General features: G+C 67.1%; 10 protein-coding genes. 5 read left to right on the top strand and 5 right to left on the bottom strand.

Going from position 1 to position 12,362, the window contains the following annotated elements; all coding sequences use genetic code 11:
- Positions 1-41: 41 nt before the first annotated feature.
- The 4 genes from XcodCFBP4690_RS01715 to XcodCFBP4690_RS01700 all read right to left on the bottom strand — a co-directional run bounded on the left by XcodCFBP4690_RS01715 (position 42) and on the right by XcodCFBP4690_RS01700 (position 6,712).
- Entirely contained in the window at positions 42-1,274 is a 1,233-nt protein-coding gene (locus XcodCFBP4690_RS01715; protein WP_104539348.1) for a multifunctional CCA addition/repair protein, read from the bottom strand.
- 332 nt (positions 1,275-1,606) lie between these two features.
- Entirely contained in the window at positions 1,607-4,459 is a 2,853-nt protein-coding gene (locus XcodCFBP4690_RS01710; protein ID WP_104539347.1) for a valine--tRNA ligase, read from the bottom strand.
- Between the two features lie 221 nt (positions 4,460-4,680).
- A complete protein-coding gene (locus XcodCFBP4690_RS01705; RefSeq protein ID WP_104539346.1) occupies positions 4,681-5,106 on the bottom strand; it encodes a DNA polymerase III subunit chi in 426 nt (141 codons plus the stop codon).
- A 121-nt stretch (positions 5,107-5,227) separates the two neighbouring features.
- Positions 5,228-6,712 carry a leucyl aminopeptidase gene (locus XcodCFBP4690_RS01700; protein WP_104539345.1) on the bottom strand — a complete coding sequence of 495 codons (1,485 nt, stop codon included), beginning with the start codon at positions 6,710-6,712 and terminating at the stop codon, positions 5,228-5,230.
- A 107-nt stretch (positions 6,713-6,819) separates the two neighbouring features.
- Here XcodCFBP4690_RS01700 and lptF point away from each other — a divergent pair, with 107 nt between their 5' ends.
- From lptF to XcodCFBP4690_RS01685, 3 genes are read left to right on the top strand one after another with little or no spacing between them, the layout of a single operon-like run.
- Positions 6,820-7,902, top strand: a complete 1,083-nt coding sequence (gene lptF / locus XcodCFBP4690_RS01695) for an LPS export ABC transporter permease LptF (protein ID WP_104539344.1) — start codon at positions 6,820-6,822, stop codon at positions 7,900-7,902.
- Positions 7,899-9,005, top strand: coding sequence for an LPS export ABC transporter permease LptG (lptG, locus tag XcodCFBP4690_RS01690; protein WP_104539343.1), 1,107 nt, complete (start codon positions 7,899-7,901; stop codon positions 9,003-9,005). The genes lptF and lptG overlap by 4 nt, the downstream gene beginning before the upstream one ends.
- A gap of 53 nt (positions 9,006-9,058) precedes the next feature.
- The gene (locus tag XcodCFBP4690_RS01685) at positions 9,059-9,310 is read left to right on the top strand and encodes a hypothetical protein (protein WP_104539479.1); all 252 of its coding nucleotides are present in this window, start codon (positions 9,059-9,061) and stop codon (positions 9,308-9,310) included.
- A 98-nt stretch (positions 9,311-9,408) separates the two neighbouring features.
- Here the strand turns inward: XcodCFBP4690_RS01685 and XcodCFBP4690_RS01680 are convergent, their stop codons facing one another.
- Positions 9,409-9,876, bottom strand: coding sequence for an RDD family protein (locus XcodCFBP4690_RS01680; RefSeq protein WP_104539342.1), 468 nt, complete (start codon positions 9,874-9,876; stop codon positions 9,409-9,411).
- 175 nt (positions 9,877-10,051) lie between these two features.
- Here XcodCFBP4690_RS01680 and xerD point away from each other — a divergent pair, with 175 nt between their 5' ends.
- Together xerD and XcodCFBP4690_RS01670 are read left to right on the top strand one after the other, a co-directional pair.
- Positions 10,052-11,023 carry a site-specific tyrosine recombinase XerD gene (gene xerD / locus XcodCFBP4690_RS01675; protein ID WP_104539341.1) on the top strand — a complete coding sequence of 324 codons (972 nt, stop codon included), beginning with the start codon at positions 10,052-10,054 and terminating at the stop codon, positions 11,021-11,023.
- A 233-nt stretch (positions 11,024-11,256) separates the two neighbouring features.
- Positions 11,257-12,060: a DsbC family protein gene (locus XcodCFBP4690_RS01670; RefSeq protein ID WP_104539340.1), complete on the top strand. Its 804-nt coding sequence runs from the start codon at positions 11,257-11,259 to the stop codon at positions 12,058-12,060.
- Positions 12,061-12,362 lie beyond the last annotated feature (302 nt).

Raw genomic sequence — 12,362 nt, 5'->3', positions numbered from 1 at the left:
CATCGATCCAGGGACTGCGTGCCGCAGCCGGTCGGTAGCTCTCAGCTGGGGTGGTTGCGCACGGCGGCGATCGCGGCGATGCGTGCCTTTGCCAGGGCCTGCCCGATCTGGGGTCCTTGCAGGCCGGTTGCGGCCAGGTCGCGCGCATTGATCGCCAGTGCTGCTGCATGCAGACGCTTGAGCAGGTCGCCTTGCGGGTAGGCAGATTCTTCGCTGCCAAGGCGGCCGCGCTTGTCGGCCTCGCACACCAGCGCCAGTTGTGCGATGCGCTCTGGCCGGCGAAAGCCATCGCAACGCACCAGCAAGTCGTGCACGGTGCTGTTGCGCAGTTCGGGCAGGCGGTGCACGTTGAGATGCTCGCGGCAGGCGGTGACGGCCAACTGGCGATAGTCCTGCGGCACCTTGAGCCGTTCGCACAGCGCCAGCAGCGGGTCGACACCGCGCTGCTCATGCATCAGGTGGCGAGGCCACTGCTCCGGTGGCGTCAGCGCCTTGCCCAGGTCGTGGGTGAGCGCAGCAAAGCCGATCAGCGCATCGCTTGGCGCCAGACGTGCGGCCATGTCGCTGACCATCTCCTGGTGGATGCCGGTATCCACTTCCGGGTGGAAGTCGGCGCGTTGCGGCACGCCGTACAGCGCATCGATTTCCGGCAGGATGATGCGCAGTGCATCGGTGTCGTGCAGCGTGCGCAGGAAGGCGGACGGTCGCGCGCAGGTCAGGGCGCGGCGCAGTTCCTGCCAGACGCGTTCGGGGACCAGGCTGTCCAGCTCGCCATTGGCCGCCATCTCGCGCATCAGCGCTGCGGTTTCCGGCGCCAGGGTAAAGCCGAGCGGGGCGAACCGCGCCATGAAGCGCGCCGCACGCAGGACGCGCACCGGATCTTCGATAAACGCCGGCCCCACATGACGCAGGATGCGCGCCTGCAGATCGCGCGCACCGCCATACGGGTCCACCAGCTCGCCGCTGTCTTCGTCGCGGGCGATCGCATTGATGGTGAAGTCGCGCCGCAACAGGTCTTCTTCCAGCGTCACCGAGGGATCGGCATCCACCACGAAGCCGCGATAGCCCCGGCCCGATTTGCGCTCGGTACGCGCCAGCGCATATTCCTCGCCGCTACGCGGATGCAGGAACACCGGGAAGTCCTTGCCCACCGGTTTGAATCCCTGCGCTTGCATCTGCGCCTGATCGGCACCGACCACCACCCAATCGCGGTCGCCGGCCGGCTGGCCGAGCAAGGCATCGCGGACGGCGCCGCCAACGAGATAGATCTTCATGCGCACATGATGCCCGATGCGGTGCTTGCGTCGAAACAACGCGCGGCCAGCGCTGTCGGGTTTTGCTTGGGTGTGGTGCCCGGCGGGGGCATCGCGTAGATATCGGTGTCTGCAAGCGATTGCTGCGGATGGATGATGCGCCAGGCGTCTGGTCTGCGACTTGGCTGCAGGGCCAAGGGCCGGTCAGGATGGTCGGTGCACCACCAAGCAGTGCATGCCTTCATCGCTGTGAGCGATCCGCCCAGTGCCCGGCCCGGTGTTGCCGTCGCATCGGCGCCGCTTGCACGGATGCGTGATCGTGCAATTGCAGCGCACCGAGACGATCCGCTGCGTCAGATCTTGGCGCGCTGTTCCCGCAGGCCGGTCAATTGCACCGTCCAGTCGTTCAGGCGTGCACGCTCCTGCTCGACCACTGCGGCCGGCGCGTTCTGCACGAAGGTGGCGTTGCCCAGCTTGCCGTTGCACTTGCCGATCTCGCTTTCCACGCGCTTGATCTCCTTGTCCAGGCGGGTGCGTTCGGCATCCATGTCAACCAGACCGTCCAGGGGCACCAGCAGGGTGAGTTCGCCGACGATGGCGGTGGCCGAGGGCGGCGTATCCTGGCCGGTTGCCAGCCAGTTGATCGTCTCGAGCTTGAGCAGGAAAGACAGCTGCGATGCGAAGCGCGCCACGCGCGCACGGTCGTCGGCATTACCGGCCTGCAGCAGCAGGCGCACCTGCTTGGAGGGCGGTACGTTCAATTCGCTGCGCACGCGCCGCAGCGCCGACACCATCGACTTCAGCCATTCGACATCGGCCTCCGCACCGGCATAGCCGCTGGTATCGAGGTCGCTGGCCTGCGGGAAGGCCTGCAGGGAAATGGTGGCGTCGGTGATGCCCAGGCGCGGAGCGACCTGCTGCCACAACTCTTCGGTAACGAACGGGATCAGCGGGTGCAGCAGGCGCAGCAGGGCTTCGAGCACGTAGAGCAGGGTGTGGCGGGTGCTGGCGGCAGCTTCGCTGTCCTGGCCGTTCAGGGCGGGCTTGGCCAGTTCGACGAACCAGTCGCAGAAGGCATTCCAGGCGAACTCGTACAGCGATTGCGCGAGCAGATCGAAACGGTAGTTGGCGTAATGCGCGTGGGTTTCTGCAGTGACCTTGTCCAGGCGCGCAAGAATCCACTTCTCGGCATCGGTGACCGGCTGCAGTTGGCCCGGGCCCCGGGCCGCGAATCCCGGGTCCTGGCCTTCACTGTTCATGAGCACGAAGCGCGTGGCATTCCACAGCTTGTTGCAGAAGTTCTTGTAGCCCTCTGCACGTCCCAGGTCGAACTTGATGTCGCGGCCATGGGTTGCCAGCGCGGCGATGGTGAAGCGCAGCGCATCGGCACCGTGGGCGATGATGCCGTCCGGAAATTCCTTGCGCGTGGCCTTTTCGATCTTCTCGGCCATGCGCGGCTGCATCAGCCCGCCGGTGCGCTTGGCCACCAGGTCCTCGATGCTGATGCCGTCGATGATATCCAGCGGATCGAGCACGTTGCCCTTGGACTTGGACATCTTCTGGCCCTGCGCATCGCGGATCAGGCCGGTGATGTAGACATCGCGGAACGGTACCTGGCCGGTGAAGCTGTCGGTGGCCATGATCATGCGCGCCACCCAGAAGAAGATGATGTCGAAGCCGGTGACCAGCACCGACGACGGCAGGTAGCGCTCGAAACCGCGCTCGGCCATCGCGCTCGCATCCGGCCAGCCCAGGGTGGAGAACGGCCACAGCTGCGAGGAGAACCAGGTTTCCAGCACATCGCTGTCCTGGTGCAACGCGATTTCCGCACCTAAACCGTGCTTGGCGCGCACCTCGGCTTCGTCATGGCCGACGTAGCATTTGCCGGCCTCATCGAACCACGCCGGGATGCGATGGCCCCACCACAGCTGGCGGCTGATGCACCAGTCCTGGATGTTTTCCATCCAGTGGCGATAGGTGTTGATCCAGTTCGGCGGCACGAACTGGATCTGGCCGCTTTCCACCAGCTCCAGGCCTCGCTTGGCCAGCGCATCCATCTTCACGAACCACTGGTCGGTGAGATACGGCTCGATCACCTGGCCGGTGCGGTCGCCGCGCGGCACCTGCAGCTTGTGCGGCTTGGTTTCCGCCAACAAGCCAAGGTCTTCCAGTTCGGACAGCACCAGCTTGCGTGCGTCGTAGCGATCCAGCCCGCGATAGCGCTCCGGCGCTTGCTCGTTGAGGGTCGCGGTGACGGTGAACAGGTTGATCATCGGCAGCGAGTGCCGCACGCCCACCTGGTAGTCGTTGAAATCATGCGCAGGCGTGACCTTGACCACGCCGGTGCCGAACGCGCGGTCCACGTAGTCGTCGGTGATCACCGGTACCTGGCGGCCGGTCAGCGGCAGCACGATGCGTGCGCTGTGCAACGTGGCGTAGCGCGCATCGTCCGGGTGCACCATCACCGCGGTGTCGCCGAGCAGGGTCTCCGGGCGCGTGGTGGCCACCACCAGGTAATCGCGGGTTTCGCGCAGGGTCTCGTTGCCGTCGGCATCGTGCTCGACGTGTTCGTAGCTCACGCCATCGGCCAGGGTGTAACGGATCGACCACAAAAAGCCGTCTTCCTCGACGTTTTCCACTTCCAGGTCGGAGATGGCGGTCTTCAGCACCGGGTCCCAGTTGACCAGGCGCTGGCCGCGATAGATCAGGCCCTGCTCGTACCAGCGCACGAAGGCTTCGTTGACCGCCGCCGACGGCTGCGGGTCCATGGTGAAGCTGCTGCGCGACCAGTCGCTGGAGGTGCCCAGCCGGCGCATCTGGCGCTCGATGGTGTCGCCGGACTGCGCCTTCCACTCCCACACCTTGGCGATGAAGCCGTCGCGGCCGAGCGTGTCGCGCGTCTCGCCCTTGCCTTCCAGGGCCAGATTGCGCGAAACCACCATCTCGGTGGCGATGCCGGCATGGTCGGTGCCCACCTGCCACAGCGTGTCGAAGCCGCGCATGCGGTGGTAGCGCACCAGCGCGTCCATCAAGGTCTGCTGGAACGCATGCCCCATGTGCAGCGTGCCGGTGACATTGGGCGGCGGCAGCAGCACGGTGTACGGCTCACCCTTGCCGGACGGCGCGAAATAGCCGGCCGCCTCCCATTGCGCATACAGGCGCGATTCGAAGGAGGCGGGGTCGTAGCTGGAGGCGAGGGTGGTCATAGAAGGGCTGGGATTCGTTATTCGGGATTCGGGATTCGGGATTCGGGATTTGTTGCGTCATGGGGCCGGCGAGAATCACTGGCAATCCACTCATCAATGTCGGTGTTGGTGCTGCGGAACGAAGATCGGCTGGATTGGGTTGGTCGTTGGATGCAGCCCAGGGAGACGCAAACATCTGCTGTTACGAATCCCCAATCCCGTCTCCCCAATCCCCGCCGCCCTCACATGTCGTACTTGGTGAGTTCCAGGCCCAGGGCCTTGTACTGTTTCCAGCGTTCGCGCAGCGGTTCGCGGGCGGCGGGGTCGGCCGGCACCACTTCCAGGACACGGTCGCAGGCGCCCAGGTAGGGGTCGTCGCGCAGGTTGATCACCAGCGGGCGCGACGGCGCGGCGAACTCCGGGGCGGCGATCAGCACCGGCGCCAGTTCGTCTTCGTCGTCGGTGCCGGCGATCTGGTGCGGTACATAGGCCTCGTCGTCGAACGCCCACAGCAGGTCGTCCAGCGCTTCGGCCTGTTGCGCATCGCGCGCCAGGATCAGCGTGGACAGGTTGGCGTCGTTGGCCTTGCGCGCCAGCTCGCAGACCAGCCGCAGCGGTTCGTTGAGGAAGCGCGGCTTGGCGATCAGGTAGAAGTCGGCACGGGGCATCAGGGCAGGGATTCGTTGAGGGGGATTCGGGATTGGCGACAGCCGGTCACTGTCTGCCTGCAAGTTGCTAAGGACGGCGGGATGCGTGCGGCGGCACGAATCCCGAATCTCCACTCCCCAATCACGCCGCGCCGCTTGCGGCGCGGTCCAGCAACCACTGGGTCAGCAGGCCGACCGGACGGCCGGTGGCCATGCCGCGCTTGCCTTCATCGCTGGCCACGCCGGCGATGTCCAGGTGCGCCCAGCGCTGGTTTTCGGTGAAGCGCGACAGGAAGCAGCCGGCGGTGATCGCGCCGCCCCAGCGGCCGCCGATGTTGTAGACGTCGGCGAAGGTGGAATCCAGCAGGCCCTGGTATTCGTCCCACAGCGGCAGGCGCCAGGCGCGGTCGAACACGTGCTCGCCAGCGGCCAGCAGCTCGTTGGCCAGGTCGTCGTGCTTGCTCATCAGGCCGGCGGTCTGGTGGCCCAGCGCCACCATGCAGGCGCCGGTCAGCGTAGCCACGTCCACCAGCGCTTCGGGGTTGAAGCGCTCGGCGTAGGTCAGCGCATCGCACAGGATCAGGCGGCCTTCGGCATCGGTATTGCCGACCTCGATGGTCTTGCCGGACATGCTGGTGATCACGTCAGAGGGGCGATAGGCATTGCCGTCGATGGCGTTCTCCACCGCCGGCACCACCACCACCAGGTTGATCGGCAGCTCGGCCTTGACCGTGGCCACGAAGGTGCCGATGACGTTGGCGCCACCGCACATGTCGTACTTCATTTCCTCGATGCCGCCCTGCGTCTTGAGGTTGACGCCGCCGGTGTCGAAGGTGATGCCCTTGCCGACCAGCACGTACGGGCGCGCGTCGCCGCCGCCGTTCCACTTCAGCACGATCAGGCGCGGGCGGTTGGCCGAACCGCGCGCGACCGACAGCAGCGAGCCCATGCCCAGCGACTCCATCTGCGCCTCGTCCAGGATCTCGGCCTCGGCGCCCGGGAACTTGCCGGCGAAGGCCGCAGCGGTGTCGGCCAGATACGCCGGGGTGCAGTAGTTCGGCGGCAGGTTGCCCAGCTCGCGGGCGAACTCCACACCTTCGGCGGTGGCGATGCCCACTGCCAGCGCACGGGCGTCGTCGCCGGCGATGGCCAGGGTGGTCAGGCCGGTCTCGTCCACCTTCTTCTTGGCCAGCGTGGCGGTGTAGCGGTAGGCGGCATGGTCGCTGACCACCACGGCCTGGCGGATGTTCCAGGCGGCGTCGCGGGCCTTGATGGAAAGCTCGGTCAAGGTCAGCAGGGCAGTGCCCACCGCGCCGGTCTTGAGCGCGCGGGTCGCATCGCCCACCGCCTTGAGGTAGGGCGCCACGCCGAACTTGCCGGCATCGCCCAGCCCCACCACCAGCACGCGCGGGGCGGTGACCCCGGGCAGGTCGTGCAGCAGGGTGGTGCTGCCGGTCTTGGCCACCACGTCGCCGCGTGCCACCAGGGCCGTCAGGCGGCCCTGGCTGGCGCTGTCCAGGGCCTGGGCGGCGGGCGAGAGGGTCTTGTCGGCGAACACGCCAACCACGATGCAGTCGACCGCGGCGCTTGCCGGCGCGTCTTGGTTCAGGGTGAATTGCAGGGCCATTGATCAGATTCCGTAGGCAAATCCGTACAATCGCGGGCCGTTTACGCCGGCCTGGTTAGGCTGGCGGCGCCGCGAACGAATCCGAGAGTTTAAAACAAGCCCACCCCATGCCGAAGCTCGATCGATACCTGCTCAGCGATTTCACCCAGAGCTTCCTGGCCACCCTGATCGTGCTGCTGGTCGTCAGCGTCGGCGGTGTGCTGGTGGATATCCTCGGCAATATCGCCGATGGCCGCATCCCGGCGCGCCTGCTGCTGTCGCAGGTGGGGCTGCAATTCGTCGCCTATCTGCCCATCATCCTGCCGCTGGCGCTGATGCTGGGCCTGCTCTTGGCGCTGGCAAGGCTGTACCGCGATTCAGAAATGGCCGTCATCACCGCCATTGGTGTGGGCCCCAAACGCCTGCTGCGGCCCATGCTGATGCTGGTGGTGCCGGTGGTGGTGGTCATCGGGCTGTGCTCGCTGTGGCTGGGTCCCTGGGCCAGCCGCACCGCCGAAACCATGCTGGAAGACGCCAATCGCAGCGTGCTGATGGCCGGCCTGGAGTCGGGCAAGTTCACTCCGCTCTCCGGCGGTGGCGTGGTCTACCTGACCACCATTTCCGCCGACGGCAAGAACCTGGGCAAGGTGTTCCTGCAGCGGCAGAAGGACGACCGCATCGATGTGGTCACTGCCGAGCGCGGCGCGATGTTCTTCGAAGGCAAGACCGACCGCTACCTGCGCCTGGAGGATGGCTACCGCATCGAGGGCCCGGCGGCCGGCGACACCCTGGACTACCGCCTGATGAAGTTCGCCAGCAACGACGTGGCCCTGCCCGACCGTACCCGCGTGCATGATGCCAACGACCCGGAAGTGATGTGGACCACGCAGCTGCTGTCGGACGAACGCCCGGCTGCCCGCGCGCAATTGCATGAGCGGCTGGCGCCGCCGCTGTTGGCGCTGGCGTTCGCCTTGCTGACCCTGCCACTGTCGCGCAGCGCGCCGCGGCAGCAGCGCTACGGCCGGATCATGCTGGCCTTCCTGGCCTACATGGTCGGCACCAACCTGATGATCGTCGGCACCCAGTGGATCGCCAACGGCAAGACCCCGGCCGCGCTGGGGCTGTGGTGGCTGACGCTGCTGTTGCTGGCGGTGGCGATCTGGGCCTATGCGCGCGATGGACGCGTGCGCCGGCCGAGGGCGCGCGCATGAGGCTGACGCCACGGGTACACGATTGGTACGTCGGCCGTGCGGTGTTGTTCACCGTACTGCTGACCTGGGCGGTGCTGCTGGGGCTGGACCTGGTCAATGCGTTTGCCAGCGAGGCCAAGAACATCGGCCAGGGCAGCTACAGCTTCGGGCATGCGGTGGCCTATGTGGCCTACACGGTGCCGCGTCGCGCCTATACCCTGTTTCCCACCGCCGCAGTGATCGGTGCGCTGATGGGTCTGGGGCAGCTGGCGGCCACATCCGAATTGACCGCGCTGCGCGCGTTGGGTGTGTCGCGCAAGCGCATGTCCGCCTCGGTGGTCGCTGCGATGGCCTTGCTGACCGCCAGCATGGTGATCAGCGGCGAGACCGTGGGGCCGTGGGCGCAGAACCAGGCCGACACGCTCAAGGCCAGCGCCCGCTACAACAGCAATATGGCCTCGTCGCGTTATTCCGGCCTGTGGGCGCGCGAAGGCGACACCTTCCTCAATGCGCTCAGTGGCGAGGAAAAATTGCTCGACAGCGGCGGCACTGCGTTGGATCTGCACGACGTGCGCCTGTATCACCTGGATGCCAACGGCCGCATGCAGCAGCTGACCTATGCGTCGGTGGCCGAGCACCGCGATGGCCGCTGGACGCTGCGCCAGGTACGCCGCGACACCTTCCAGGAACGCTCGGTGCAGCGCGAGACCTTTCCCGAACTGGCATGGCAATCGCAGCTGAGTCCGGCTGCGTTGGCGGCCGGCTTGGCCAAGCCGCGCAATCTCTCCGCACACGAACTGGAACAGAGCATCGAGTACCGCCGCCGCAACGGCCTGGACGCGCGCGACTACGAAGACCAGTACTGGAGCCGCTGGTTCTACCCGCTCAACGTACTGGCGCTGTGCATGGCGGCCATTCCGTTCTCGTTCGGTTCGCTGCGCAGTGGCGGCCTGGGCAAGCGCTTGTTCCTGGGCATCCTGTTCGCGCTGGGCTTCTGGCTGCTGCAGCTGTTCTTCGGCCGCATGGCTGGCGCGCTCAAGCTGGACTACCGCATCGCCTACGCGCTGCCGCCGATGGTGATGCTGGGCGTGTCGGCGTGGTTGTTCCGGCGACGCAGTAGTTGATCCACCGGTGGCGTCCCAGCGTGTTCGGCATCGCATTGTGCGTGCTGTACGCGATGCCGACGGTGCTCTGCCTGTGGATCGCTCAGGAGGCGGGTGGGGACGATAAGGGGCGATTTGTGATGCTGCAATTGCCGCTTACCCCACAACTCGCGGTGCTGGATGCGGTCGGCGTCGGCTCCTGGGCATCTGGCCTGTCCTGGCTGGCGAGTTACCTCGTATTGGTGCCGCCGTTTCTGGTCGTGTTGTATCTGCTGGGCAGTCTGATACAGGCATGGATTGAGCGCCCGTCGCCGTTTTCACGGTAGACGACACTGTCCGGGCGGATCTGGAGCGTGCCTGCTCGACGACGTCGCCATCGACTCATTCTCAGTCGGGCTCGGTCCGCAGCCGAACTGCCATCTGTTCACCGAGCGGGCTTGGGAATGCGCTGCAGGCCGGTCCCGCTCGCGCGGTCATGCCAGGTGAGCCGGTCGCGGTCCACCCAGGCCCACCAGAATCCGGCGCCGGCCAGGACCAGCGACAGCGTGCCCACCGCATAACGCGTCCAGGCCTGGCGCCAGCTGGGGCGCGGCTCGCGCAATCGCAGCCGCCACGGACGCATGCCTAGGGTCTGGCCGCCGCGGCGCCAGCTGACCGTGGCATACACGCCCGCCACGATCCAGCAGCACAGCCACAGCAGCCACTGCCAGGCGCTGAAGGGAGCGATGTTCTGGCGGGCGGGGTGTCCGGCCAGGGTGAAGCCCAGCGTGAAGCCGGTGGACACCAGCATCCAGAGCGCCAGCGCCGGCCAGACGTCGTAACACAGGGCGAGGATCCGCCAGCCCAGCAGGGCAGGCGGGCGCGCAGTGCGGGGTGCAGGAATCGCCGTCATGCCGAGAGCATAGCCGGCGCCAGTGCAACGGCAACGCCGCGCTGCGGCAGTGCGTGGCAGGCGTCGGTGTGGCGTGCCTGTGCGGTGACCAACCAGCCGGGCAAGCGCTGGGTGCGCGTCGTCGCAGGCAGTCCCCGTCTCGCGCATGCCGTCGGTCACGTTCTATGCTGTGGCGATGTCTGCCAGCAGCCCCGCCGAACGTCGCCAACTCGCCCAGCAGCTGCCGCCCTTGCAGGCGGCCGATGCGGCGGCGATCGAACGCTTTGCCGACCGGTTCTGGGCCGAAAACGGCGTGGCGCGACACACGCTGGACAGCTACCGACGCGACCTGGAAGGGCTGGCGCGCTGGTGCGACGGTGCCGGTGGCGGCCTGTCGGGAATGCAGCGTCCGGCCTTGTTCGACTACCTGCGCTGGCGCACCGAGGCGCGCTATAGCCCGCGTAGCAATGCCCGGCTGTTGTCCACCCTGCGTGCCTTCTATGGGCTGCTGCTGCGCGATGGCGTGCGCAGCGACGATCCCACCGCCTTGCTGGACCCGCCACGCCTGCCGCGTTCCCTGCCCAAGGCGCTGACCGAAACCCAGGTCGATGCCTTGCTGGCGGCGCCGGATGTGCAGACGCCGTTGGGCCTGCGCGACCGCGCCATGCTGGAATTGATGTATGCGGCCGGGCTGCGCGTCAGCGAGCTGGTCGAGTTGCCGGCGGTGGGGGTCAATCTGCGCCAGGGCGTCCTGCGCGTCACCGGCAAGGGCAGCAAGGAACGCCTGGTGCCGCTGGGCGAGGAGTCCCTGCACTGGCTGGAGCGCTATCTGCGCGAGGCGCGCCCGTTGCTGGCCGACGGCAAGGCAGTGCCCGCCGCAGACGGGCAGGTGCCGCTGTTCATCGATGCCGCGCGCCAGCCGCTCAGCCGCCAGCAGTTCTGGACACTGGTCAAGCGCTACGCGGCGCTGGCCGGCATCGACCCGGCCACGGTCAGCCCGCATGGCCTTCGGCACAGCTTCGCCACCCATCTGCTCAACCATGGCGCCGACCTGCGCGCGCTGCAGATGCTGCTAGGCCACAGCTCGCTCTCGACCACCCAGATCTACACGCTGGTGGCGCGTCAGCACCTGCAGACGCTGCATGCCCGGCACCATCCGCGCGGCTAGGACAGGCCGGAGCGGCAGGCATCAGGTTCCGGTGCAGCCCGGGCAATGACGGTGCGGTGGGCGCCACCCCGTCGTTACCGGCGCACGAATGGCGGTGCAATGTGCATTGCGATGCGCTGAAGTCCTGGGAATCGCCACTTGCCGGCGCGCGCGCGAACAAACCGTCGCGGCCGCTGCCAGGCTTCATCCGCCCTGTGCGAGAATCGTGCGACCCCATTCCACTGGATGCGTGAATGTATCGTCTTGCTATCGCCGCGCTGCTGGGCGCACTCAGCCTCACTGCCTGCGCGCAGTCCTCGCAGCCTGCGGCAAGCACTGCCGGAGCCAAGCCCGCTGCCGCTCCTGCCGCCGCCGCGTCGGGAAATGTCGACCAGCGCGTGGGCAGTGCGCTCAAGGCGCTGGACCCGGACTTCAAGCCCGACTACATCGGTGCCGCGCCGTTTCCCGGGTTCCGCGAAGTGGTGGTCGGCGGGCAGGTGCTGTACGTCAGCGACGACGGCCGCTATCTGATCCAGGCGCAGCCGTTCGACATCCAGAACAAGCAGTTCGCGGCCAGCCCGGGCCTGCTGGCCTACCGCCGCAAGCAGCTGGAGACGGTGCCCAAGGCCGATCGCATCGTGTTCGCGCCGGCCCACCCGAAGTACACCGTGACCGTCTTCACCGATGTGGAATGCGGCTACTGCCGCAAGCTGCACAGCGAGATCGGCGAGCTCAACAAGCAGGGGATTGCGGTCGAATACCTGGCTTTCCCGCGCATGGGCCTGGGCAGCCAGGACCACAAGGAAATGATTGCGGTGTGGTGCGCGGCCGACCGCAAGCAGGCATTGACGGCGGCCAAGTCGGGCCAGCCGGTGGCTTCCAAGGACTGCAAGAACCCGGTGTCGATGGAATACACGCTGGGTCAACGCCTGGGCGTCAACGGCACTCCGGCGATCTTTGCGCCCGACGGTACCCAGCTCGGCGGCTACCTGCCGCCGGCGCAGCTGCGCGAAGCACTGGAAAAGCGCGCCGTCACCACGGCGGGCGGCAGCCGCTGATCCATTGCGACGCGGTCGTGTGATGCCGCGTTGGCGCTGGCACTCGATGGCTGGGCGCTCGCTGGAGGGCCGGGATGCGTCTGCATTCCGGCCTTTTGCGTTTCGGGATGGAATGGCTGGCTTGATCGAGCGGCCGGGTGGTGTCGGACAGCCGGCTTGCGCAGGCGGTGGTGTGGATCGGCTGCGTCCGCGCGCAGATGTCGCCACTGCCAGATCGCGCGACTGCGCCGGTTGCAGGGCCACGATGGCGGAGTGGACGAAGACAGGTGGGCAGAACAGGGCGCTGCCAACCAGCGCGTTAG

It is taken from the genome of Xanthomonas codiaei (assembly GCF_002939785.1).
Classification (GTDB): Bacteria; Pseudomonadota; Gammaproteobacteria; order Xanthomonadales; family Xanthomonadaceae; genus Xanthomonas; species Xanthomonas codiaei.
Note: the sequence above shows the minus strand (reverse complement) of the source record. Positions and strands in the feature narration are given on the sequence as shown.

What these genes read in the sequence shown, in the direction of transcription:
- XcodCFBP4690_RS01710 (WP_104539347.1), bottom strand. Translation starts at nt 4,459, where the DNA reads ATGACCACCCTCGCCTCCAGCTACGACCCCGCCTCCTTCGAATCGCGC.
- lptG (WP_104539343.1), top strand. Translation starts at nt 7,899, where the DNA reads ATGAGGCTGACGCCACGGGTACACGATTGGTACGTCGGCCGTGCGGTG.
- XcodCFBP4690_RS01705 (WP_104539346.1), bottom strand. Translation starts at nt 5,106, where the DNA reads ATGCCCCGTGCCGACTTCTACCTGATCGCCAAGCCGCGCTTCCTCAAC.
- XcodCFBP4690_RS01715 (WP_104539348.1), bottom strand. Translation starts at nt 1,274, where the DNA reads ATGAAGATCTATCTCGTTGGCGGCGCCGTCCGCGATGCCTTGCTCGGC.
- xerD (WP_104539341.1), top strand. Translation starts at nt 10,052, where the DNA reads ATGTCTGCCAGCAGCCCCGCCGAACGTCGCCAACTCGCCCAGCAGCTG.
- XcodCFBP4690_RS01685 (WP_104539479.1), top strand. Translation starts at nt 9,059, where the DNA reads ATGCCGACGGTGCTCTGCCTGTGGATCGCTCAGGAGGCGGGTGGGGAC.
- XcodCFBP4690_RS01700 (WP_104539345.1), bottom strand. Translation starts at nt 6,712, where the DNA reads ATGGCCCTGCAATTCACCCTGAACCAAGACGCGCCGGCAAGCGCCGCG.
- XcodCFBP4690_RS01680 (WP_104539342.1), bottom strand. Translation starts at nt 9,876, where the DNA reads ATGACGGCGATTCCTGCACCCCGCACTGCGCGCCCGCCTGCCCTGCTG.
- lptF (WP_104539344.1), top strand. Translation starts at nt 6,820, where the DNA reads ATGCCGAAGCTCGATCGATACCTGCTCAGCGATTTCACCCAGAGCTTC.
- XcodCFBP4690_RS01670 (WP_104539340.1), top strand. Translation starts at nt 11,257, where the DNA reads ATGTATCGTCTTGCTATCGCCGCGCTGCTGGGCGCACTCAGCCTCACT.